Here is a 20,847-nt window from a genome sequence, read left to right as displayed (position 1 = left end):
CGCGAGCTCGCCGCTACTCGGTCGGATGGGGACGGTGGTTCGTAAACGCCATTTTGAACAGACTCCGTAGATAGCCTTGGATAGAGGAGCACTCTACCCGCCGAATCGGACATCGTGGCCATAATGTGCCATCTCGAGCCCGCTTGGCACGCCGTCGGGCACTACGTGGGCTCAGTTGCAGCCGGCCGAACTCTTTCAAGCCCCTGCAGCACGTTCGTGGCGGCGTGGACCGTCACGGTCGATCATGATCCCGGCGGCCATCGGCGCACACTCCCATATGGCTCCTCAGTGCGTGGGGCCGCCGACGCCTTTAATCACCGAACCGTTCGTGTTACGGACCCGTCGGATTCCAAGCGTTTGAAGTCAGCCGCAGTGCGATGGATCGAGGCGCGAGTCCGCCTCTGTGGTTCCGAGGTCGATGACCGGCGCGGTGGTGGTCAGGATCTCGACGCGTCGTTTGCGGCTGTAAGACGCCAAAGCCAGTGACAACTTTGGTTCGTGGATCGGACCGGTGGGAGGTTCGCTCCGGAGATGTTCCACGAAGTCTTGGGTGAGCCGGGCGCGACCTTCCATCAGTCGTAGACCGTTGTGGCCGTACCGGTCCAGGAGCAGGACCGCCTGGTCGCGGGTCGGTTTTTCGATCAAGGACGTCATGATGGGACGGCCGCTGACGGTCGTGTCAGGGCAGATGATCACTCCGCGATGGGCGGCCGCGTCGAGGTCGAACGGACGAGCCAGCACGGTGACGGTGTCCGCCGCTGCTGCGGCCAGCATCGGCATCGGCGGCGCGGCTGGGTAGAGGTTGTCGGCGAAGGCGAGGTAGAGGTCACCGGGTGGGTGGAGGGTGGCGGCGCCGTTGAGTACGGAGGTGATGTCGGCGTAGTCGCCGCGCTGACGTACGAAGATGACATCAAGGTCGGCCCAAGCCGAGCGGATCGCAACAGGCTGCCGCGCGAGCGTCCGGTAGCGATATTGGGCACCGGCCGACAGGGTCAAGCGTGCCCAGCGGACGAACGTTTCGTAGTACGGGTGGTAGACGATCGCGGCTCGCGCCGGACCGACGGCGGCGATCTCGTCGAGCAGGTGCGCGATGCCCGGCCGGCCCTGCACGGGGTAGAACTCCTTGGGCAGGAACTGGGACCAGCTCGCGGCCCTGGTGCCGAGCCCACCCGCGGCGACGACCACATGTGCGACACGTTCGGTAGTCACCGGGTCACCGCCATTGTTGCGGACCAGCGGCTTGCTACGGTCGCTGGGTGCATATCCGCGTAACCGGGATCGTCATCGAGGACGACCGGATTCTGTTGCTGGACCAGGACACCGATGGCGATCGCACCTGGAGCCTTCCCGGCGGGAAGGTCGAGGGATGGCGAGACCCTCGCCGAGGCGCTGGTGCGGGAAGTCCGGGAGGAGGCCGGCGTCGTTGTCGAGGTCGGCCGGATGCTGTACGTATGTGATCACGTTGGGGCGCACGTTGTTCACATCACCTTCGAGGCTCGCCGAGTCGGCGGCCGAGTCGGGGCCGGTGAGCCCGGTAAGGACTCCCGACCGATCAGAGGAGTGGAATTCGTGACGATCGCTGACCTGCCGGGGCGCGGGTTCAGCGAGCGTTTCGTGCAGCTGTGCCAGGATGGATTTCCGGGCGCGGGTTCGTACATGGGGCCGAAGTCAGCGATCGGCTTGGGCTGACCCGCCGCGACCGCAGGCTGGGGCGGTGGGCGCGAGCAGGTCGAGGACGGTCTGGTCGAGGGTCTGCAGCGGTTGGGCTCGGTCGCGGAGGCTGTGGATCCAGCGCCACAGCCCGCCGGCCAGCTCGGCGGTCTCCCAGCGTCCGGTTTTCCGTGTCACGGACAGGGCGCAAGCCGATTCCGCGTGAGCCGCCGAGCAGCTGGCGGGATCGAATGGCGGTGATGGCCGTCCGGCCGGCTGGGGTGTTCCAGGCGGCACCGAACAGGTACCTCGCGACGGGCTGGTGGCGGCCGCCGGGTGGGCCGTCGCCGCACCAGGTCTGCAGGTTGCCGACCCGGTGGTGGATGTCGAGCTGGCTGCGGCCGGGTTCGGTCGCGGCGACCACGTCGCCGACCGCGTACATGGTGTTGGTCGGTTCGGCGCCCAGGGTGTGGCGGTGCAGCTCGGCGCGGGTGGGCAGTCGGGCACCGGTCCAGGCGGCGAAGGCCGCGGCGCCGATCCAGGTCACCCAGTACGCCGGGTGGTGCTCGTAGCCGCGGCTGACGGTCCACTGCTTCGTGGCCGGGTGCAGGTGAATCCGGCCGCCCCGTTCGTGCGGCATCGGGATGTGCAGCAGGTGGGTCCCGGTGTGGGTGTTGGGTAGACCGAGGTCGGCCAGTTGGTTGAGCAGCAGCTCGGCGAATTCGACGTTGGTGACCAGCAGGTTGCGCCACTGCGGATCCGGGCGGACAGGCTCGACCGGACGGCGCGGGTCCGTGCTCGGCGGCGGCGGATCGGGATCGTCGATCGGCTCTGTCGGGCGAACGGGTGGGTGGGAGGTGACGTACGCCGGGTCGACCGGCGGGACGCAGACGGGACGGCGGCGGATGGTTCGCCGGCTGCGTGAACGGGTGAGCCGATAGAGGTGGGCTCCTGCCAGCCAGGTCTGCGCCCGGGCGCAGGTGTCGGCGTCGACGAGACGACGGGCTGGACCAGGTCCGCGGCACGTGTCAGGCAGGCGGCGAGTTCGTCGTCGACCAGTTGGGCCTGCTCGGCGGTCAGGACCGCGTCCAGGGTGGGCCTGGGTGTCGCGGTGGTGAAAGTGTCGTCTCGCTGGCTGCTGGCGGCTGTCGATTTCCCGATCGCCGGCCGGGTTGGCGCGGTGGCGGTGAGCGTGGTGAGCTGTTCGGGATCGATGTCCAGGAAAGGCGCCAGGTCGGCCATGCACCCGGACGGGTTGAGCACGTGCTGCTCGTACGGAACGTGGGCATACGCCCGGCTGGCGACGGCAGCGGCGGTGATCAGGGCGCCGAGTGCGACCAGGCGGGTGATGCCGATGAGATCCGACGGGCTGTCTCGGGGCAGCATCGCTGCCCACCGCTGGTGTCCGGGTCGGCGGGCAAGCTGTGCGAGCTGGTCGTAGCGGTCCGGGTAGCGCCATCGCTGCCACAATCGGCCGCGCGCGAATGAGCTGGCCACACCCAGTGGGCAGCGGGTGAGCACCACAATCGGGGCGTCGGGAAAGATGCGCAGCAGGTTCGGTACGCCGAAATACAGGTTGGTCTCCTTGACTAACTGGCGCGGCGAGCTGTACTTGCTGGCCACGAATCCAGCCAGCCAATGCTGACCGAGCCCGCTGAACTCGCACGGCTGTCCTGGCTGGCCTGCCTCGTCGAGGTCGGCGGAGTGCAGGTCATGCAGCGCGGCCATGGCCGGGTTGAGCGTGGACAGGGGGTGCTGGGCGCTGATCTGTTGCCGCAGCGGCTCGTTGTTGGCGGCCAACACCGGCTGCAGGGTGTCTGTAAGCCAGTTCGAGCCGACCCGTTCGCTGATGCCCAGAACGAGCAGCGGCGGCTGGATTGCACCGCCATGCCCTTCGTGCTCGGTACGTGCCGCTTGGACGCGCTGGTCGATCTCGTCGATCACCAGCACTGCCGGGGCCGCTAATTCCTCTGCGGTGCCGTCGGCAGGGGTTGTGGTCATGCGGACCTCCGGCCAGAGCTGGAGTGGTGAGGTATTCGCATCGAACTGGCTCCGAATTCTCTTCGTCCGGCGGGAAAAACAGACATAGCCGAGCCGGTCAGGCCGGGCGGTCGTCGCGGTTTCTGAGGAAACGACGGTGTTTCAGGTAGTTGGCTAGCTGACGGCGGAACTCGTGGGCCGGCCAGCGCATCCAGTCGACGTAGTTGGCTCCGTCTGCGCGGTGCTCGGCCTCGGCCCTGACCTGGGCGTCGATTTCGGCGCAGCGCCGAGCTAGAAGGCGATCATGGTGCTTTCCGGCCCGTGCTCGGCGCAGCCAGCCGTACGAGCGCCACACACACGCGCCACACCGTCCGCCCGACGCCGCGCAGGATCGTCCTGCTGCGCAGCGTCGGAGTAGGTTGGCCTTTCATGTCGCTACACGACATGGGAGATGCATTTTTCCTTCGTATTCGAAGAAAGGCCGGGCGATAACACCGCAACGGGCAGGCTGGTTGTTTTCCCACCACCCCGGCCCGACCGTTGCAGCGCTACCGCCCTTCGACCCGCCGCCGCAGCGATCAGCGGTACGGCTGACGGGGAGCTTGAAGTTGGTCATGCGCCGCGTCCGGTGACTGCCGCCGCCAGAGCGACCTTGCCCTCCGCAAGGAGGGTCGGCAGCAGTTCGCCGTTGGTCAATCGCGGATCAAGTGGTGCGGCACCAGCGAGCTTCCGCTGATAGTGACGCTGGTGGGTGACGATCTCGGCGACGGGAAACCAGACCACGTCGCGGCCGTTGCCGACGTTGATTCCGACCACTGTCAGCTGGCAGTCATCGCAGGTACCACGTAGCAGGTCGACGTGACCCTCAAGAACGGCCTCCGCGTGCAGCCGACTCGGCGCCACGACTTGGTGACCAGGACAGCGGATCATCGACGATCCCCTTCGCAGTTGAACAGATCCCTCAGGCCAACGGCCAAGGGAACGGGTGGGCGTGCGGTTCGTGCGGCCGGCCGAACAGCTCGACCAGCGGCACCCATGACTCAGACGGCGTCGTCCATGCCCGAAGGCCGACCAGCGCGCATTGACACAGGCGGCAGCGTGCAGCCATCAGATCGACCCATCCACCTGCCGGAACCCAGACCTCAAGTCCGCAGCCAGGGACGTACAGCCCGATGGGTTCGTGACGGCCGTCGCGACAGCGCACAGGTCAGATCAACGAGTTGCGCGACGGCGGCACACGGCGACGCGCGTACTCGGCCGTGGTCATCCAGCCGTGCGGAGGGTTGCCGTCGCCGTTGGCGTCGATGCCGATGATCGGCTCACGGCACCGCAGACAGCGCGACGCGGCCAACGCGGTCGTCAAACCATTGCGCGTACGCGCGACATGGAAGGCGAATTCCGTGTCGGGATCGTGGCTGCATAGCGCTTGGACCGGCGAGGCCGCGCGTACGTCGCCCAGCCCCAACACCGCCACACTCGCGCGCCCGCGATCGGCTGGGCACGGACGGCCCGCAACAGCGGTCGCGTGAAACGGCACGGTCGCCATCACGACACCTCGGCCCGCATCGCCGCGGCAGGCTGAACCGGCGCGCCCTTAGCGGGCCAGGAGTCCTCCTTCAGTGCGGGTTTTGGTTCGGCCTTCACCAGCGACAACTCCCGGCCAGCCGGTAGGCCGACCAGTGCCTCAACCTGCCTGTACAGCGGCGGCAAAACTTCGTCTCGGCCCGGCGTCCCCCGACTTCCTCGGGCGGCCGCCTGCGCCTTGCGCAGGTCGTCATAGATCATTGGACATGCCCCTTCCTCAACGATGCGGGCGAGTAGGAAACCGAGGCCGGTGCGGGTGTCTTTGGCGAGCCCCGTACCCGGCCTCGGTGCTTCTATGAGGTCACCGCCGCCTCCCGACTGACGGACTTCGCGCGTTCGGGTGCGCGCCTGCCGGGCGGATCGTCGATCCAAACCAGCTCAGTCGCACCCTTGTGGCCGTGGATCCGACGAACCTGGCCGATGGATGTCAGAACCGACACCGAGGGCTCTTGGGAGTCCCAGCACAGGCTCACCAATCCAGACGGGACCGTCCCGTGGGCGATACGCCACACCCAGACACACCTGTCACGTCCATCGTCTCGATCCAGGTGGAACCGCGTCAGCCACCGCGCGTGACCAGGTCTTTCGGCATCGATGTGGCTCAGGTCCACATCTGCAGAAGTCTCGCGCAGGTCGCTCGCATGGATGATCGCCTCCTCGGCCCGATTAGGTGCCCTGTCAGGGGGCAGCTCTAAGGTCTCCCGGACCGGCGGACTTAACGCTGTGTGGTGAACAAGACCCGGAGAGTTCTGGATTTCCGCTGTGACTATCTTTACTGGAATCCAGCCTTACGGGCAACAGTTCGCGTAGGAATATTTTCCTCCAGTATTTGAGTCGGCGCGCGGATCGTGCGCAGATAGGCTTCACAAGGAGGAGGTGGTCATGGCAGAGGCAACGCCGCGCACGCGCGCGGTTGGGCGCGCTGCTCAAGCAGATCCGCGAGGACAGAGGCTGGTCACAGGCCGAGACCGCCGCCAAGCTCGGATACAAGGCCGTCTCCACAGTCAGCAAGATCGAGAACGGCACACAGGCACTGACACTCCAGCAGCTGCCGCACGTCTTCCTGGTCTACGAACTCACCGACACGCTCGTTCAGGAAGAACTCAGAGACCTCGTGCGACGCGGCAACGAGCCTGACTACTGGGAACGCTACGGGAACGTCGTCAGCGACCTCCTGAACAGCTACCTGGTCAGCATCGACACCGCTTCCCGCCTTTTCGTTTGGAATCCTGGCGTCATCCACGGACTCCTACAGACGCCCGACTATGCGCGGGCCATAGCCCAGAGCACCAAAGTCTGGACAGACGAGCAGCTCACCGGCTTCGTCGATCTGCGACTCGAACACCAAGAGGTCGCTCTGCACAGGCAGCCGCCGCTGCAGGTCGAGGTGATCCTGACCGAAGGCATCCTGCGGCAGGAAGTCGGCGGCCGCAGCGTCATGCGCGCCCAAGTTCACCACCTCGTCGACCTAGCCCACAACGACCCGAACATCACCATCCAGGTGATCCCCTTCTCAGCCGGCGCTCACGCCGGCGTCGACGGGCCGTTCATGTACATGACCTTCCCCGGAGGACGCGACCAAGTGTCGATCGAGTCCACACGCGCAGCACTACAACTCACCACCAGCAAGGAGGAGGTCGAGGGATACCGCAACATCAAAGACCTGCTCCAAAAAGACGCCCTAACCACCGCCGACTCAACACGAGTCCTGGCCTCGATCGCGGAAGACCTCGCATGAACAAAAACGACCTCGACCCGCAATGGATCACCAACCAGCTCAAGAACGCCTCCTGGCAAAAAAGCAGCCGCAGCAGCGGCAGCCAAAACTGCGTCGAGATCGCCTTCCTGGACCACCACATCGTCGCCCTCCGCGACTCGAAAAACCCGCAGCAGCCACCCCACCTGTTCACCGACACCGAGTACGACGCCTTCGTCAACGGAATTCTGGACGGAGAGCTACGCCGGTAACGAACTTCCCCCGAGGGCTTAGGAAGGTTCAGCCTGGGCGACGGTCAACAGTCATGTCGCTCGTGGATGATATTCGCAGGCAACCACATGGAAGCCGGGTCTGCGGCCTCCTACGGCTGTTGAGGGCGGCAGCAGGCTATCCACGGATGCTCGGCATTGGGATGATGTCGTCGATTACCCAACGAACCCTTCTCCAGTGGAACCCTGATCTATCTGAGGGCAACAACAGAACGAAGCGCGAACCTCGTGTTCACTATTCACGCGCCGCCGACGGGTGGGTTGTGCGATAACAGAGACATGGACTCGAACAGAGCCGTTGACTCGTGTCGTCACCCGGACCGCAAGCGGCATGCCCAGCTCCGGCATCAGCCGCGGTCGACCCCTCTATGGGTCGGCGATCCGGACGACTGGGCGGTTGTTCGGCAGTCACCGCGGCTCCCGCTGGTCTGCCCGGAGGCTGGTTGCGAGGTCGAACTCGTGTCCCACGAGAACCCCCGCAATAGATACAACCCCCGGTATTTCCGCTTCAAGTCTGTCGACCGCTCGTGCGATCACTGGGCCGGCCACGACAGCGGCGGGGGGGCCAGGAGACCGCCCAGCACGAATGGGTGAAGTTCCGACTGACAAGGATCGCCCGCCAGCTCGGCTACACAGCCATCCCCGAGCACCCACCGACACGAGCCGACGTCTTCGTCCAGGAACTTGCGTACTGCCTGGAAGTGCAGCTGCGGTCCACTCAGTTCACCAAGCGGACGCAAGCACGGCGAGCCAAGGGTGGACAGGTCTGTTGGTGGATCGTTGAAGGACCGGACACCAAGGCGTTGACCACGGCCTTGTTCACGCTGCCCGCCATCCGCTTTCGGGTCATCGACAAGAACGACCCCCGAGGAAGGCCTCTCGCCCCATGGGCAGATCCCGGTAATCGTGACCTGGCGTTCCGGGCTCGTCTGCAGGTGTTCGCCACCGTCGCCCACGCTCCGGCACGGAACAGAACCCCGCGCACGTCGTCATCATGGTTCCGAACCGGGACGATGGACGGCTACACCTTTCTCGCCGAGATTCTTTCGGGGCGCCGCCGCTGGTATACCCCTTACCTCCTCGGACAGGGCACCGGACTGTGGGCGCTCGACAGCGATGTCGAAGCCTTCCGAGCTTTCCGTCGACAAGAGCGTGCCAGCACTCGCACGACAACGCTCCCGGTCGGAACTCCAAACGTCCCTGGGCATGCCCTGAACTTGCCACCCGCCACGGCGATCGTTCCCGCGCCGGCGCCACCGGCAATCCAGCCAGACCCGCCAACAGTGTCATCTGCCCTCCCTCCCCCAGCGCCGCCCGAACCCGACCCGAACTACCGCCGTACACCCCCGCCCGCTACGACCACTGCTCTCACACATGCACCGTGGACACCGCCTCCACCGCGACCACGCCGGTGGTGGCAGTTCTGGCGGCTTAACTAGCCTCGCGGCGCGGCACGAGGATGCGTTGCTGGTGACCGGCTAGTTGCTCCTGAACATTGCCGAGCCGCTGCTGCGCCGTACGTTTGAGGCGGTGCCGGGTTGTGGCGGTGGGCAACTGTGCCCATAACTGTGGCGTATTCGCTGGCTTCCAACCTGCGCGCCCCCTGAAACCTGCGGCCGGCAGGCCCCCACCGCACATCACCTGACGTACGCGCGGCCTGCCGGCCAGCGGCCGGGAGTCACCCAGCTCCACCGGCCACGGGAACAAACCTACACAACAACGGTGTTTCCGGCGCCCCAGTCGCTCCCGTTCCCCGACCGCCCACCGAGGCCCACGCTCCGGCCGGGCCTACCGATCCTTGTGTCCAGTCGAGCAGTTGCACGGCAAACTTTCCTGCGCGCTACCGCGACGTGCGTTGCTCGATCGTATGGATAGGTGTCACGCTAAGTCCGTGGCCGTGCCAGCGCCCCCCGTCGCCGGCACGGCCACCCGCATGTCTTCACCTGAAGCCTGCAGTTCAGGCAGGCGAGTGTCGGATCGACCCTGTGCAGCGTCGCCGGTCGCCCCACCATTCACCGGGTCAGGGTTCGGTCGCCCAGAATGACCGGCGGCGCGACGTCACTGTTGTCCAACACGATCGAGGCCCGGCTGGCTTGGGTGGCAGGTACCCAGGTAAATCCGTTGGCCGTTGATATCACCGGACGATCTCCAGGAGCGCTCGGCTTCGGAACGGTTACCGTCCAGTTCCTCGGCCTCATAGCTAGCCATGCCAGCGGCCTTGCTCGTCTGCTGAAGCCACTGCCGCAGATCGGAGTCGCCGTCCTGGCCAGCACTTAGTGCGGCCTCGACATCGGCCCGGCCTGTGGAGTCTGGAGTGGCGTCCAATGCCATGCCCATCACTACCTGTGCCACCTGACGCTGGGTGTTGTCGTCAGCAGCTTCTAGCTGCTGGTACAGCTCCTTCGACAGCAGCTTCCGGCGATTAGCGGCCATGCTTCGGTCCTCTGGACGGGCGTGATGGTGGAGCATACGGTGGGCGCCTGGGTGGTTGAGATGGTTGACGCTTCCGTGCTGACAGCTGATTGGTCTCACGCTGCCGCTTGGTGATCGTGCTAGGGTTTGATGCCTTCGGCTCGGATGGCCGCGGCGCAGTCGTAGCAGAGGTCAAATGCGGCGCTCATCGCAGCCAAGTCGCTTGCCCTGAGCTTTGAGGTAGCGGATGCCGCGGATCTCAGCGTCTGCCCACTCGATGCCGGGCGGCACGGCCTCGAGGTTACGAGCCTCCATCAGCTCGTTGACCAGCTCCGGAAACTCACCACTGCGGCCACTCGCGATGACGAGCCGCTGGCCACCTCGGTGTTTTCCAGCCGAGCTATGGGCCGCACTAGAGCTGACTGCCAGGATCCGGTAAGAGATCGCGTACCTGTCGTCCGTAAGGCTCGGACAGCCTCAACCTTTAGTCAACTCTCCGCGATCAGATCGTCACGAAGCGCAGACTGATAGGTGCCCGTATGGTCGCGCGGTGATGATTTCGTTGATCTGCGCAGGCCGTGGAACTAGACGAAGGCATAGCCGATGAGTATTGGCAAACGCTCGAACATCGCGATCTGGCGGCTGACCATGCCCGAAGACGTTAGTCCGAGCGAGCGAATCGACGAGGTAGTCTCCATCTATGGACAACTTGTCGAGGATGAGCCCTTCAAGCACCAACCACTAAGAAAAGTGGAGATCGTTCAGGACTTTGACAGTGTCAGCATCGCACTGTATGTGAGGCGCAAGAACAATGTGGGACTACTACCATTTATTCAGGGCCACCTCTCCGTGCCTGACGACGTGAAGTTGTTTCGTTCCGAAAGTGCAGATGCCTGCCTGTTTATCGCAACCAAATTAGCAGTATTTGCCATCACTTCGGGCGCTGGGTATCGCATCATCGAAGGGCTCGTTGACTATTCTTTCCCCTTCGACACAGCCAAGAAACTGATTGCCAACAATTTCAGCGAATCGGCCGTCCGGGAGTTCGCCGGCACAAGGACGAGTCGAGTAGAGACCTACAGGCGAGGACATTCCATAGACCGGAGCGATACTTTCGGGAAGGTCTGGAAGAAACTAGTAGGACGGATCGACAGTTCACTATTGGCGAATAGCAGCTACCTGCGAAGCATCATCGATCCCGCCCGACCGCCGGCGGTCGAGATCAAGGCCGCCTTTGTACTGCGCAAGCGGCTCGATCTTGCAGAAGTTGTTGCCCTCGTCGCCGAGTTGGAGACACTCCCGGAGCCGAATGCAGATCAAGCCCTACAACTCTCATTTCTGGACAACCTATACCCGATAAAAAACAACAAGGATATCGAAGGACTATTGACCGATCGATTCGTCGAGAACCTTCGACAAGTATTGCTCGGCAGTGCCGAGATTGACCTAGACATGTCCGACCCGGGTGACATCACCCGCTACAATGCTGGTTCGGACTTCAAAATTGGCCGCCTCGAAATCTCAACAGGGCCTCCCGATAAGGTACGCCTCGTTGAGGCTATGAGGAGCATATGTGCGTCATCTGTCAGAACTGTCGAGGGATTTCGAGACCATGCTCTCAGCCTTGGAATTAGCTACTCCATCGATCCCGATGATCACGCAACGAGGATTAGGGACAAGCTAATCAACTTCTTGCACGGCGAAGTCGACTATGAAGGGCAGACATATTTTCGACTGGACAAGATCTGGTACCGAAGTCAGGGCGATTTCCTTGAAAACCTCAAGCGAGACTTCATTGAGGAGGTCTTCTCGACGAGCCGCCCCGTGCTGCTCGCCGACGTGCCATTCCTCACATGGAGAGATGACGAAGATGAAGACGGTTTTAACAAGAGACAGGCGCTGGTAGCGGGATTCCACTATGGCGACAAAATCTTCGCCCGGTCGGACCGCGGCAAGATTGAACTCTTCGACCTGCTCAAGGTTGACGAAGACAACCAAAGGCTCTACATCGTGCATTCTAAGGATAAGTTCGACGCCAAGATGCGGGACGCGTGTTCTCAGATAGTAATGTCTTCCGAGGTGATTGACAGCGACCTCGATAATGGCCGCCCCCTACTGACCAGATACTTCGACGACTGGAAAGCAAGTCCCCATAACGCCGACAAAGGGATCTCGAAGGCGACATTCCTCAAATGGTTCGACCTTGAACTCGTGTACGTCGTCCTGTGTTCCACTCGCCGAGATTTTGTGCCAGTAGACTTTGAGAACGATGCGTTGCACTCACACATAGCACGCCGTGAGATTTTTTTACGAAGAACGAGTTCAAGGGACGTGATGTATCATTTCGACTGGCCCATACACGGCGTCAATGATCTCCCAGGCATTCCCGTCGCACCCACTCGAGCATGGCAAAGCGGTGGCGCGCTGCAGAGCACCGGCACAACTATGCTCGTCGGTCGCGGACGACGAGCGATGAGACAGCGACACGATGACGCACGCGCCAGCCGATTATCTTGCTGAGACATGTGCCCGCGAGAACCTAGTATAGTGGTGACCCTACCCGTAGCGGACCGCAGTCTGGACGTCCCTGTCGTGCCAGAGAATTGCCTCTTTTACTGACTGCCCGACGTCCGGGGCGTGAATCACCCAGGGTGCAAGTTGGGTGGATTTTGATGCGGTTGGGAGCATACCGAGGTAGATGGCAACGTGGTGTTGGCGTCCGGTGGCGTCTCCGGGCGTGTAGAAGAAGATAAGGTCGCCCGGTGCCATCTGGCTGTTCGGGATGATGTGCCCGTACGGGACTTGCTGACCTGCGACGTGGGGTATCCGAATCTTTCCGCTGCTGGCTTGGTAGATCGCGTACATCGTGAGTCCTGAGCAGTCGATGTGTCCGCCTGTCGCGCCGGAATATCCGCCGGCTCCCCATTCGTAGGGTGTTCCCAGGAGGCGTTTGGCGTACGCGACGACGCGTTGGCCGAACGGTCCGGCCATCGGACAGACGCTGGTGGCGATGGCCATGACGATGCGGGTGGCCAGTGGTTCGTGTTTGGCGTAGGCGTCCGGATAGCCGCTGCGTTCGACTGCCTGGGCCGCGACGGTGAGCGGGAGGGTTTGCCAGCCCGGGATGGTCAGGAGTTTTCGGTAGAACTGTTGGGATGCGTACGTGGTGTCTTGGAGCTGCGCCGGGGTGCCCCAGCCTTGCGACGGGCGTTGTTGGAACAGGCCTACGGAGTCGCGGTCGCCGCCGCTGGTGTTGGTCAGGCTGGATTCCTGCATCGCGGTGGCGACCGCGATAACCCAGCCGCGTTGGGATATCCGCATCTGCTGGCCGACGGTGACGATTGTGGCGGCGTTGTTGAACATCTCGGCGGTGATCCCGGTGCGAGCGATGTCCGGCGGGAGGGCCGGCACGCACCCGCCGGTGGATCCGCCAGTCAGTCCGAGGCGGCCGGCGATCGCCAGGGCAGCGACAAGAATCAATACCAGGGGAAGAGCAATGACGAGCAGAGGCTTTGACACGGGCGTGGCTCCGTTCGAGCGGACGCGGGGAACTGCACCTACGCCCGGGGCGACGAGCAGGGTGCAGGGTGCGACAAGGATCGACAAGCGGATGCATCCGACCGGCGGTGAACGACGGACTAGCCTGAAAAAGGGGGAACGCGTCACGCAGGCTGTGCCGGTGAAGGAAGGTGACCGGCCGGGTGGCGGCACACAGCCTCGCTCCACCTTGGTCAAAACCGCGGGTGACTCCGCGCGGCTGATCCTGCCGGCCGTGACACAGACGACAGCGCATTCTGTACGGACTCGTCTGGGGATCGCGCTGGGTGACGGATCGATGAACCTGCCAGCATCCGCCGATGGTCGCCGAGTTTCGATGGTGGAAATCGGGTCCGGGGTTGTCGGTGCCGAGGGGTAGCGTGCGGCCATGAACGACTCGCCGAGCGGCCGCCGACGCGCTCGCGTGTTCGTCGGCGACTGCGGCGCGCTGATGAACGAGATCATCGAGGGCACCCGCAACGACAACCTGACCAGCCTGCTGGCCGCGCTCCACTACGACGCGGCTGTCCTTTACGTCCCCGGCACGTGGTGGCTGAGGTCGAGCGCTACCTACCGGAACAGGCGCGGGAGCGGACGCGTGCCGTCGAGCCGGCCATGGCGGTCGCGCGCTGGCGGACCATGTACGCCCCATATGTGCGGGTGGTCGATGTGCCCGACAGTTGGGGCGCCAGCGACCCCAACGTCCAGGCGGTCGCGCGGGTCGACGCCGATGACGTACCTCTCGCGCGGCTGGCCTTCGCTCTCGCCCGCTCGCCCGCAGACTCCGATCACGGCCGCGCCGACAGCCGCGACACACAGGTTGCTATGTGCTGGCCGAGGACCCGCACCTGACTAGCCACGGCTTCGGGGAGAAGGACCGGCTCCCATTGCTGCTCGCCGCGGCAAACGAAGGTGAGTTGAACTTGATCGCGCGGGCGGCGGCGATCCCCCCCTGGCGACGGCGGAGCTGTTGCTGGTCGGCGCAGTGCGCGGATTCCAGAAGCTGCCGGTGATCGCTCAGACGGGACTAGTCGCCGCGAGCGGCTTTCTGGTCTATCACTGGGCGCACGATCCAGAACGGCCCGGGCGGCTAACACAGGTCTTCGATGTGGTCACTGATCTGGCCGCACTGACCATTCCCCCGCTGCAGACCATGTACGAGCGGTCCTACGAAAACACGCCCCTCTGGGAGGCGCGGGCCGTTCGCGCCGCCAGCGAACGGGGACTGGGCGAGCAGGTTGCGCGCGCACCCTGGCGGTGGCGCCAGACGGCGGCATGCTGGCCCGCGAGATCGCGCGCGATCTTCAGGTACCGGGCTCGTTGCGGGCACGGACTGCGCTGGTGCGGGAGGAGCTGACCAGCTGTACGGCGTTCTGTCAGGCCAGCCGTGGCAGGTGGCGCCTCGGGCAGCGTCTGGTTGACCACGAGCCAGAGGTGCCGGCGCGACTGATCGCGGATCGGCTACACCGCGCCCATCGCCGGTCGAGCATCACGCCGGGAGCGATCACGGCCGAGAACCCCAGGCGCGCTGGGTAACGGCGAACACGGAATCGCCTCCGGCCAAAGCACACCTTGCCTCCTCTGCGTGCCGTAGAAACGGCGGCAAGCCCGTCACCAATTCTCGACGTACGGTCGACCGGGTACCCTGCGTGCCTCGACTTCGGTCGACCACCGTCTGACGCTGCGGTTCGGGCGGAAGGCCACGCTTGTGCACGTCGGTCTCGATGCGACCGCCCGACACGACCAGCAGTCCAGACCTGCACAACGTCGTCGCCCAGGGCGACGGTGGTATCTGGCGCTCAGGTAAGGAGCGCTGGCGTACTGGGGCTACTGCTGTGGTCAGGAGTTAAGCGGGGTCGGGTCAAGGAGTCGAAGGATCGCGGCGGTCGACACCCGGTATCCACGACCGACCTCGATGACTGTGACCGGGAAGGTCCTGGTGCGGGCGAGCGCGTACGCACGGGTGCGTCCGATGCCCAGCGCCCGGCTCGCGGTGACCAGGTCAACCACAGCCGGAAGCTGGCGGATCTCCTCCAGGGTGAGCGGTGTGGTCGGTTGGCGTGGGGGCGGGCTAGTCGACATCGGTGGCTTCTTTCCCCTCATCGTCGGTGTCGTCGCCGTGGTTCAGTCGGGTGGTCGACAGGTCCAGGTATTCGCTGTTGAGGTCGATCCCGACGTAGGTGCGGTGCAGGGAGAGGGCGGCGATGCCGGTCGTGCCCGAGCCGTGGAACGGGTCCAGTACGGTGCCGGCCGGTGGGCAACCGGCGGCGATCGCGCGTAGCGGGATGTCGATCGGGTAGGCCGCGCAGTGGATGTGGCGGGTGGGCCGAGTGGCGATCGACCAGACGGTGCCAGGGTTCTTTCCCTGCGGGTGGCCGTAGGTGTGCCGGCCACCGACGTTGAGGCCGGCATAGCGGTGTGCGTGGGGCAGCTGTGGGTTGCCGGCACGGTATTTGCCGGTCCGTTGGCGTGGTGGTTTGTCGCGGGTCTGGCCGGGGCGCGGGGTGATACCGGCGCTCCGGTGCGGCACTCGGATCGCGTCCAGGTCGAAGTGGTAGTTCTTCGCTCTGGTGAGCAGCAGGACGTATTCGTGGGTGACGGCGAACCGATCGCGAACCGATTCGGGCATCGCGTTGGGTTTGTGCCAGATTGCGGCCGACCGCAACCACCACCCGTCCTCTTGCAGGGCGATCGCCAACCGCCACGGGATCCCGAGAAGGTTCTTCGCCGGTAGGCCGGTGCGGGTGTGGTGACGACGATCGCGGCGTTCGGGTTGGGTGTCGGCGAGGCTGGGATAGTGGCTGGCGGCATCGACGCGACGCGTCCGGTCTCACCGGAGGCGTAGGAGTCGCCGATGACGATCCACACGGTGCCGGTCTCGCGGAGCACCCGCCGGGCTTCGGCGAACACGGCGACCAGGTTCCGCACGTACTGCTGCGGGGTGGGTTCCAGCCCGTACTGCCCGGTGGTGGCGTAGTCACGGAGCCCGTAGTACGGCGGTGAGGTGACGATGCAGTCGACTGACGTGTCCGGTAGGCCGGTGAGGACTTGGGTGGCGTCCCCGGCGTAGAGAGTGACGCCCGGCCGCTGCCAGTACGGCGCCGGTTGGATCGTCACAGTGACACCTCCACGGTGCTCGGCGTTCCTGCCTTCGATGACCCAGGCGCGCTCGGGCTGAGTGGGGCCGGAAAGGGCGTCGAGGAGGATCCGCAGTGCGGTAGCCGCCTGCTGGGGCACGACGCCGTTGCCGAGGACTTTCAGCTGCGCGCTGCGAGGCAAGGCGGTCCCAGTGACATGGCCTTCGGGCAGACCCATCAGCCATTCCACGAAGACCGGATTCAGCCGTGGCCGCCCGGTGGGGCCGATCGAGGTCGGATCCGGCGCGAGCCGCCCGAGGACGTTTTCCCAGCGGCGGATCACGGCTTCGTATGGTCCCCAGTGGGTGCTGGCGTTCGGGTCTGTTTGCCAGGCCGGCAGATTGGCAGCGGCGGTGACGGCTTCTCGGGGCGGGGTGCCGGCGGCGGCGATCTCGATGGCTTGTTCCAAGCGCGGTCCAGAGCCGCTGACCTCGATCGCATTCCGGCTGGTGCGGCCGGCGCCTCTCAAGGGGGTGGGCATGACCCGCATCGCGGCGGCGGACAGGGTGTCGTCGTCGCCGCGGGAGCCGGCTTGTTTCGGGGATCCTTTCGCGCCGTCGGAGGCGCGGGGGGTCGGCCATAGCCGCGCCTTGTGTTGGCGGCAGGTACACGGCTTGATTCCGGCTGCGCGGGCGTTGATCTCGACTCCGGGCGGGGCCAGCTGGCAGCGCCACACGTCGGTCAGGTTGACCTGCTGCCGAGGCTGGTGGGCTCGTCGCTCGCTGACGCATCGGCCGCCGGCGACCACGGCGTCCACGGTCTGCGGTGTGGGCAGCATTTCGTGTCGGGCGAGGTGGTCCAGGCCGGGCCTGACGTGCGCCCCCGGGGTGGGTGAGGCGTTGCTGCCGTACGGGCTGGCGGTCGGTGTGGGCAACATCAACTCGATCGCCGCGGGCAGGTTGTTGGGAATGGGAGTGTCGGGGTAACCGGCTCCCTTGCCGTCACGTGCCAGCGGCGTCGGCAGAAGAATCCTGTCGGCGGGCGGCGAGGATGAACATCCGGTCGCGGTGGTGGGCGGCACCGATGGCAGATGCGCGTAGGCATATCCAGCTCGTGTCATACCCTGCCGCGGCCAGGTCACTCTGCACCCGGTCGAGTCCGCGAACTCGGAGGGCGGCAACGTTTTCCACGAACACGAGGCGGGGGGGTCGAGGACGCGAATGCCGTCGGCGACGGAGATCCAGAGGCCACTGCGGGTGCCTTCCGTGAGGCCGGCGCGGGTGCCGGCGTTGGAGACGTCTTGACAGGGGAAACCAGCGATCAACACGTCCACCGGCGGCACGTCGGCCCAGTCGACGAGCGTGATGTCGCCGAGGTTGGGTACGCCCGGCAACCTGTTGGCCAACACGGTGCCGACGTGCCGGTCGGGGTCGGCGCACCACACGACCTGACCACCCAGAACCTCGACGAGGCCCTGGTCCAGACCGCCGAACCCTGTGCACAACGAACCGATCCGAAGCCGCGGGTTCGGGCGGTGCAACCGGCTTCTCACCCGCGCACCGCAGGCGCCCGGCCGGCCACTGTCGAGCCCGTGGCAGGCGTGCCCGACACGAGAGCCGCCGCATCGGCCCACTGCGGTATCTGCAGGTCTTGGTCCGGCGGATCGGTGATGACGCTGTCCATGTGCGGCAGGCGCCACCAACGCGGCCACCGGTACTGGTCGATGATCGACGCGACCAGAGGCGCCGGCGCGGGCCCGGGCGCGACGTAGGCGTACGAGGATCCGGCGTCGTTGATGGTGGGTACTCGCTGCCACTGCCACCGAGCGGCCCGCAGGGCGGTGTACTGACCGGCGCGAGTGAGGACGCGCGCTGGTAGCCAAGCGCGAACGCGGCCCGTCGAGCGGCGGCGTAGAGCATCTGCGCGGCGTGGTAGTTGTCGCCGATGTAGGTGTCGACCAATTCGAGGGTGACGGCGTCGCACAGGCGTTGCCCGGTGCTGGGCTGGCCGGCGATGGTGGCCGCGATCGGGCGCGCTTCCCACTGGCCGGTGTGGGCCTGGGTGGTGCGCGTGAAGAAGGGCTGGTTGTCGTCCACGTCAAACACGGCCAACGCGAAGCGAGTATCCCGGTCGGGCTCCGAGTGCGGGTAGTACCGGCGACCGGTCGAGGGCACGAGACGCAGGAACGCGCGGGCGTCACGGACGGTCACGGGAACGAGGGCAAGACTCATGGCAGATGTCCCTTCAGGACGACGCCGGGTGACATGCGGGAGCGAGGGTGACGGGGCACCCAGGGGGGGGCGGTCGGTCAGCCGCTGGTGGGCGGTTCGACCACCGGAAGCTGGTTCCGCAGCGCGACCACGATCACAGAGCCGCGGGGCATCGGCGCATGCGGATCAGCTGCCTGCGCAGCGGTGTGCGTGCGTGGCGGGGGGGGGGGGGACCCTGACGGTGGCCAGGTAGCCGCTGGGCCGCAGGACAGCGCGGATCGCCGGCAGCAGTCCTGTGCGGTCGGCGGGGTCGGCGCGGCGGGTGCTGGCGACCACCAGCGTGGCGCGGTCGGTGACCCGGGACATGTCTTCGGTGAGGATCGCCGCGACCTTCTCCGGGCGGACAAAACCGGACCCGCATTATGGCGCGGCGAGTGCCGGGCAGGGCCGACTCGCGTAGGCGGCACAGCGCGTTCAGGTGCGCCTCGGTGGCGGCAATGTTGATGCTCCGCCGGCCGAGCCGGCCGGCCGCCGCGGCCAGCGCGGTGATGCCGTCGAGGTTGACTACCAGGTCGCCGGGCTGGGTGTACTCGGCGATCAGCCGCTCGGCCCAACCGGGATCGGTGGACAGGGTCCGCAACGGTGGTCCCGGGCGGCCAGCGGGCACGGCTTGGCGCGGCAAGACGTCAGGGTCCAGGTCGGTGACGAGGCCGCGGTCCGGCGCTGGACGTCGAACGGGAAGGGCAAGGGGCGGCGGCGCGATGTAGGTCATGGCGGGGCTCCACGGTCGGCGAGGGAGTCGGTGAACTGCTCTCACCTGACCAATGCCTTTTTTGGGGCCCTGACCGAACACCGAAACCCGGAATTCGTCCGCCGCTATGACCGCCAGGCGGGCTGAGCACTCGCCGGATCCCGCGCGCTGTGACCGCGACCGGGACCGCAGAAACACCCACCTCCCATCAGGGGTGACCGGAGTCACATTCGCGGGGATGTGTGGTGCTTCGAGATGTCGGTGCTTGCAGCGACTGCGGCACCCGATGAGTTACCTAGGCATCGTTGCATGACCTTGTACATCCCCGCTGACCAGCGGTTTCGCCGACGGGTGTCCCCGACGGGACGGCGTGGACCAGGCGGCGGCGCGGTTCCGGTGAACAACCTCCGGGACCGAGTAACAGAGCGCGTACCTGGGCGGGTAGCTCACCGAGTACGTCCGCTTCCGGCGCCGCCGGTACCCGCGCTGTCACCCGCCGGGCTACCCGCGGTCGGCGCTTTCTGTGCTGCGTCCCCGCCGCCGTCGGGACGTACCGGCAGCGGCTCCCGCATCGCATTGAGGTGACATCACATGTCCGCATCACCGGCCCACAACGAGGCCGCCGACAGCGCCTACGCGTCGACTGCCGCAGCGCCGCCCGAGTCCACTCCCAGCTCCCCGCGCAGGCCGCGGTCAGGGTCGCCGTCCGGGTCGTTGTTGGACGAGATCGACGCCGCTTTCCGGTTGCTGGTGACCGGTCCTTCGGCGTTGTCGATCGACGGTCGCCAGGTTGGTCTCGGGCTACCGGCGCGCCCGATCCCGCTGTTGGAACTGAAGGCGATGTTGCTGCACCCGTCGTGCTCGCCCCAGACCCGTGACGCGGCGTGGGCGGTACTGGTGACCCGAGCGCAGAGCGGTGACCCGAGTTGGGTTCTCGGCGCGTTCGGGGTCGCGATCCCCGGCCTTCGCAAGATGGGTGCCCGGCTCACGCACGGGCACACCGGCCGCACCGTCGACCTGGACGCCGAACTGGTGGCCTCGTTCCTAGAACACCTCAAAACGATTGACCCGGCAGCCACCGACCTGTGCGGGCGGCTGTGCTGGCACGCCTACAAGGCGGCGGCGAATCTGCGGCGCAGCGAGTCCGAACATGCCGACCGGCGCGCGCCTCACTTCCCGGTTCGTCGGCCCCGCGAGTGCCGTGGGGGCATCCGGACCTGGTGCTCGCCCGCGCTGTCGAGGCGCGGGTGATTACCGCGCAGGAGGCGGATCTGATCAGCCGCACCCGGGTCGGTGACGAGCTGCTCATCGACATCGCCGCGACCTTGGCGACCAGTCCGGACGCGCTGCGGATGCGGCGAAAACGAGCCGAGGCCCGCCTCGCCGCGGCGATCACTGACGGTGATCTTTGAGCGAATTCCGGGGCGCCGTGTTCGGTCGAGGCCTCTTTTTCGGCATTGGTATGGGTGAGGGGAACATTCGCCCACCCGAACCCCGAGCGGATGTCGCCCCCACACACCCCGGAGGCCGGACGAGGCCTGACCCTCCGGCCTCCGGGGACCAACACCCGCACGAAGCCCCCAGCACCGCGACCGCCTTTCTGGGTCGGCGCCGCGCGCCCCGGCACCGCGAACGCGCGGCCGGCCGCGCCACAAGCCAC

24 protein-coding genes and 3 pseudogenes are annotated in these 20,847 nt (G+C 65.9%); 10 read left to right on the top strand and 17 right to left on the bottom strand.

Going from position 1 to position 20,847, the window contains the following annotated elements:
• Window positions 1–363: 363 nt before the first annotated feature.
• Entirely contained in the window at window positions 364–1,209 is an 846-nt protein-coding gene (locus GNX96_RS33750) for a glycosyltransferase family protein (protein ID WP_163568059.1), read from the bottom strand.
• Between the two features lie 114 nt (window positions 1,210–1,323).
• Between GNX96_RS33750 and GNX96_RS33745 the strand changes: the two genes are divergently transcribed.
• A complete protein-coding gene (locus tag GNX96_RS33745; RefSeq protein WP_279582168.1) occupies window positions 1,324–1,689 on the top strand; it encodes an NUDIX hydrolase in 366 nt (121 codons plus the stop codon).
• On the opposite strand, the gene GNX96_RS57195 is transcribed toward GNX96_RS33745, so the two are convergent.
• The 7 genes and pseudogenes from GNX96_RS57195 to GNX96_RS33715 form a co-directional block, all read right to left on the bottom strand.
• Window positions 1,669–1,848, bottom strand: a complete 180-nt coding sequence (locus tag GNX96_RS57195) for a hypothetical protein (RefSeq protein ID WP_279582167.1) — start codon at window positions 1,846–1,848, stop codon at window positions 1,669–1,671. The genes GNX96_RS33745 and GNX96_RS57195 overlap by 21 nt on opposite strands.
• Window positions 1,849–2,128: 280 nt before the next feature.
• A pseudogene (locus GNX96_RS65475) lies at window positions 2,129–2,197 on the bottom strand (hypothetical protein); the annotation flags it as partial.
• Window positions 2,194–3,651 (bottom strand): sulfotransferase, encoded by a 1,458-nt coding sequence (locus GNX96_RS33735; RefSeq protein WP_163571987.1) that lies wholly within the window; start codon window positions 3,649–3,651, stop codon window positions 2,194–2,196. The gene GNX96_RS33735 and the pseudogene GNX96_RS65475, both read right to left, overlap by 4 nt.
• A 97-nt stretch (window positions 3,652–3,748) precedes the next feature.
• A complete protein-coding gene (locus GNX96_RS33730; protein WP_163571986.1) occupies window positions 3,749–3,985 on the bottom strand; it encodes a hypothetical protein in 237 nt (78 codons plus the stop codon).
• A 257-nt stretch (window positions 3,986–4,242) separates the two neighbouring features.
• Window positions 4,243–4,560, bottom strand: coding sequence for a hypothetical protein (locus tag GNX96_RS33725; RefSeq protein WP_163571985.1), 318 nt, complete (start codon window positions 4,558–4,560; stop codon window positions 4,243–4,245).
• Window positions 4,561–4,837: 277 nt separating this feature from the next.
• Complete coding sequence (locus tag GNX96_RS33720; RefSeq protein ID WP_163571984.1) at window positions 4,838–5,176, bottom strand: hypothetical protein; 339 nt, start codon at window positions 5,174–5,176, stop codon at window positions 4,838–4,840.
• Window positions 5,176–5,415, bottom strand: coding sequence for a hypothetical protein (locus GNX96_RS33715; RefSeq protein WP_163571983.1), 240 nt, complete (start codon window positions 5,413–5,415; stop codon window positions 5,176–5,178). The genes GNX96_RS33720 and GNX96_RS33715 overlap by 1 nt, the downstream gene beginning before the upstream one ends.
• 712 nt (window positions 5,416–6,127) lie before the next feature.
• On the opposite strand from GNX96_RS33715, the gene GNX96_RS33710 reads away from it, so the two are divergent.
• From GNX96_RS33710 to GNX96_RS67420, 3 genes are all read left to right on the top strand, one after another.
• On the top strand, window positions 6,128–6,952 hold the full coding sequence (locus GNX96_RS33710) for a helix-turn-helix domain-containing protein (RefSeq protein WP_163571982.1): 825 nt from the start codon (window positions 6,128–6,130) through the stop codon (window positions 6,950–6,952).
• Complete coding sequence (locus GNX96_RS33705) at window positions 6,949–7,182, top strand: DUF397 domain-containing protein (protein WP_163571981.1); 234 nt, start codon at window positions 6,949–6,951, stop codon at window positions 7,180–7,182. The genes GNX96_RS33710 and GNX96_RS33705 overlap by 4 nt, the downstream gene beginning before the upstream one ends.
• Window positions 7,183–7,727: 545 nt before the next feature.
• Complete coding sequence (locus GNX96_RS67420; RefSeq protein WP_452124496.1) at window positions 7,728–8,639, top strand: competence protein CoiA family protein; 912 nt, start codon at window positions 7,728–7,730, stop codon at window positions 8,637–8,639.
• Between the two features lie 619 nt (window positions 8,640–9,258).
• Here the strand turns inward: GNX96_RS67420 and GNX96_RS33700 are convergent.
• Together GNX96_RS33700 and GNX96_RS57185 are read right to left on the bottom strand one after the other, a co-directional pair.
• On the bottom strand, window positions 9,259–9,633 hold the full coding sequence (locus tag GNX96_RS33700) for a hypothetical protein (protein ID WP_163571980.1): 375 nt from the start codon (window positions 9,631–9,633) through the stop codon (window positions 9,259–9,261).
• Between the two features lie 171 nt (window positions 9,634–9,804).
• Window positions 9,805–9,927, bottom strand: a complete 123-nt coding sequence (locus tag GNX96_RS57185; RefSeq protein ID WP_279582165.1) for a hypothetical protein — start codon at window positions 9,925–9,927, stop codon at window positions 9,805–9,807.
• Between the two features lie 288 nt (window positions 9,928–10,215).
• Here GNX96_RS57185 and GNX96_RS33695 point away from each other — a divergent pair, with 288 nt between their 5' ends.
• Entirely contained in the window at window positions 10,216–12,132 is a 1,917-nt protein-coding gene (locus GNX96_RS33695) for a DUF6119 family protein (protein ID WP_163571979.1), read from the top strand.
• Between the two features lie 36 nt (window positions 12,133–12,168).
• Here the strand turns inward: GNX96_RS33695 and GNX96_RS33690 are convergent, their stop codons facing one another.
• The gene (locus GNX96_RS33690) at window positions 12,169–13,131 is read right to left on the bottom strand and encodes a C40 family peptidase (RefSeq protein WP_163571978.1); all 963 of its coding nucleotides are present in this window, start codon (window positions 13,129–13,131) and stop codon (window positions 12,169–12,171) included.
• A gap of 567 nt (window positions 13,132–13,698) precedes the next feature.
• On the opposite strand from GNX96_RS33690, the gene GNX96_RS33685 reads away from it, so the two are divergent.
• Both GNX96_RS33685 and GNX96_RS33680 read left to right on the top strand, forming a co-directional pair.
• Window positions 13,699–14,001: a hypothetical protein gene (locus GNX96_RS33685; protein ID WP_163571977.1), complete on the top strand. Its 303-nt coding sequence runs from the start codon at window positions 13,699–13,701 to the stop codon at window positions 13,999–14,001.
• 118 nt (window positions 14,002–14,119) lie between these two features.
• On the top strand, window positions 14,120–14,506 hold the full coding sequence (locus GNX96_RS33680) for a hypothetical protein (protein WP_163571976.1): 387 nt from the start codon (window positions 14,120–14,122) through the stop codon (window positions 14,504–14,506).
• Window positions 14,507–14,988: 482 nt separating this feature from the next.
• Here GNX96_RS33680 and GNX96_RS33675 read toward each other — a convergent pair whose 3' ends face one another.
• From GNX96_RS33675 to GNX96_RS65470, 3 genes and pseudogenes are all read right to left on the bottom strand, one after another.
• Window positions 14,989–15,231: a DNA-binding protein gene (locus GNX96_RS33675; protein WP_163571975.1), complete on the bottom strand. Its 243-nt coding sequence runs from the start codon at window positions 15,229–15,231 to the stop codon at window positions 14,989–14,991.
• Window positions 15,221–15,814, bottom strand: coding sequence for a DNA-methyltransferase (locus GNX96_RS57180; RefSeq protein ID WP_279582171.1), 594 nt, complete (start codon window positions 15,812–15,814; stop codon window positions 15,221–15,223). The genes GNX96_RS33675 and GNX96_RS57180 overlap by 11 nt, the downstream gene beginning before the upstream one ends.
• 230 nt (window positions 15,815–16,044) lie before the next feature.
• Window positions 16,045–16,464, bottom strand: a pseudogene (locus tag GNX96_RS65470) (hypothetical protein); the annotation flags it as partial.
• 175 nt (window positions 16,465–16,639) lie between these two features.
• Between GNX96_RS65470 and GNX96_RS65465 the strand changes: the two are divergent.
• A complete protein-coding gene (locus GNX96_RS65465) occupies window positions 16,640–17,212 on the top strand; it encodes a hypothetical protein (RefSeq protein WP_390624204.1) in 573 nt (190 codons plus the stop codon).
• Window positions 17,213–17,227: 15 nt separating this feature from the next.
• Here GNX96_RS65465 and GNX96_RS65460 read toward each other — a convergent pair whose 3' ends face one another.
• The 3 genes and pseudogenes from GNX96_RS65460 to GNX96_RS33660 all read right to left on the bottom strand — a co-directional run bounded on the left by GNX96_RS65460 (window position 17,228) and on the right by GNX96_RS33660 (window position 19,208).
• Window positions 17,228–17,374: a DNA cytosine methyltransferase gene (locus GNX96_RS65460; RefSeq protein WP_390624203.1), complete on the bottom strand. Its 147-nt coding sequence runs from the start codon at window positions 17,372–17,374 to the stop codon at window positions 17,228–17,230.
• A gap of 71 nt (window positions 17,375–17,445) precedes the next feature.
• A pseudogene (locus GNX96_RS65455) lies at window positions 17,446–17,778 on the bottom strand (DNA cytosine methyltransferase); the annotation flags it as partial.
• 812 nt (window positions 17,779–18,590) lie between these two features.
• Window positions 18,591–19,208, bottom strand: a complete 618-nt coding sequence (locus tag GNX96_RS33660) for a hypothetical protein (RefSeq protein ID WP_163571974.1) — start codon at window positions 19,206–19,208, stop codon at window positions 18,591–18,593.
• 570 nt (window positions 19,209–19,778) lie between these two features.
• Here GNX96_RS33660 and GNX96_RS33655 point away from each other — a divergent pair.
• Both GNX96_RS33655 and GNX96_RS33650 read left to right on the top strand, forming a co-directional pair.
• Window positions 19,779–20,438, top strand: coding sequence for a hypothetical protein (locus tag GNX96_RS33655; protein ID WP_163571973.1), 660 nt, complete (start codon window positions 19,779–19,781; stop codon window positions 20,436–20,438).
• The gene (locus GNX96_RS33650) at window positions 20,435–20,599 is read left to right on the top strand and encodes a hypothetical protein (RefSeq protein ID WP_163571972.1); all 165 of its coding nucleotides are present in this window, start codon (window positions 20,435–20,437) and stop codon (window positions 20,597–20,599) included. The genes GNX96_RS33655 and GNX96_RS33650 overlap by 4 nt, the downstream gene beginning before the upstream one ends.
• The last annotated feature ends 248 nt before the right edge of the window (window positions 20,600–20,847 follow it).

Origin of the sequence: Fodinicola feengrottensis, from assembly GCF_010993775.1 — a bacterium.
Lineage (GTDB): Bacteria > Actinomycetota > Actinomycetes > Mycobacteriales > HKI-0501 > Fodinicola > Fodinicola feengrottensis.
This window is presented reverse-complemented; position numbering and strand designations above follow the sequence as displayed.

What these genes read in the sequence shown, in the direction of transcription:
- GNX96_RS33745 (WP_279582168.1), top strand. Translation starts at nt 1,324, where the DNA reads ATGGCGATCGCACCTGGAGCCTTCCCGGCGGGAAGGTCGAGGGATGGC.
- GNX96_RS33735 (WP_163571987.1), bottom strand. Translation starts at nt 3,651, where the DNA reads ATGACCACAACCCCTGCCGACGGCACCGCAGAGGAATTAGCGGCCCCG.
- GNX96_RS33725 (WP_163571985.1), bottom strand. Translation starts at nt 4,560, where the DNA reads ATGATCCGCTGTCCTGGTCACCAAGTCGTGGCGCCGAGTCGGCTGCAC.
- GNX96_RS33720 (WP_163571984.1), bottom strand. Translation starts at nt 5,176, where the DNA reads ATGGCGACCGTGCCGTTTCACGCGACCGCTGTTGCGGGCCGTCCGTGC.
- GNX96_RS33715 (WP_163571983.1), bottom strand. Translation starts at nt 5,415, where the DNA reads ATGATCTATGACGACCTGCGCAAGGCGCAGGCGGCCGCCCGAGGAAGT.
- GNX96_RS33705 (WP_163571981.1), top strand. Translation starts at nt 6,949, where the DNA reads ATGAACAAAAACGACCTCGACCCGCAATGGATCACCAACCAGCTCAAG.
- GNX96_RS33700 (WP_163571980.1), bottom strand. Translation starts at nt 9,633, where the DNA reads ATGGCCGCTAATCGCCGGAAGCTGCTGTCGAAGGAGCTGTACCAGCAG.
- GNX96_RS57185 (WP_279582165.1), bottom strand. Translation starts at nt 9,927, where the DNA reads ATGGAGGCTCGTAACCTCGAGGCCGTGCCGCCCGGCATCGAGTGGGCA.
- GNX96_RS33695 (WP_163571979.1), top strand. Translation starts at nt 10,216, where the DNA reads ATGAGTATTGGCAAACGCTCGAACATCGCGATCTGGCGGCTGACCATG.
- GNX96_RS33675 (WP_163571975.1), bottom strand. Translation starts at nt 15,231, where the DNA reads ATGTCGACTAGCCCGCCCCCACGCCAACCGACCACACCGCTCACCCTG.
- GNX96_RS33660 (WP_163571974.1), bottom strand. Translation starts at nt 19,208, where the DNA reads ATGACCTACATCGCGCCGCCGCCCCTTGCCCTTCCCGTTCGACGTCCA.
- GNX96_RS33655 (WP_163571973.1), top strand. Translation starts at nt 19,779, where the DNA reads ATGTCCGCATCACCGGCCCACAACGAGGCCGCCGACAGCGCCTACGCG.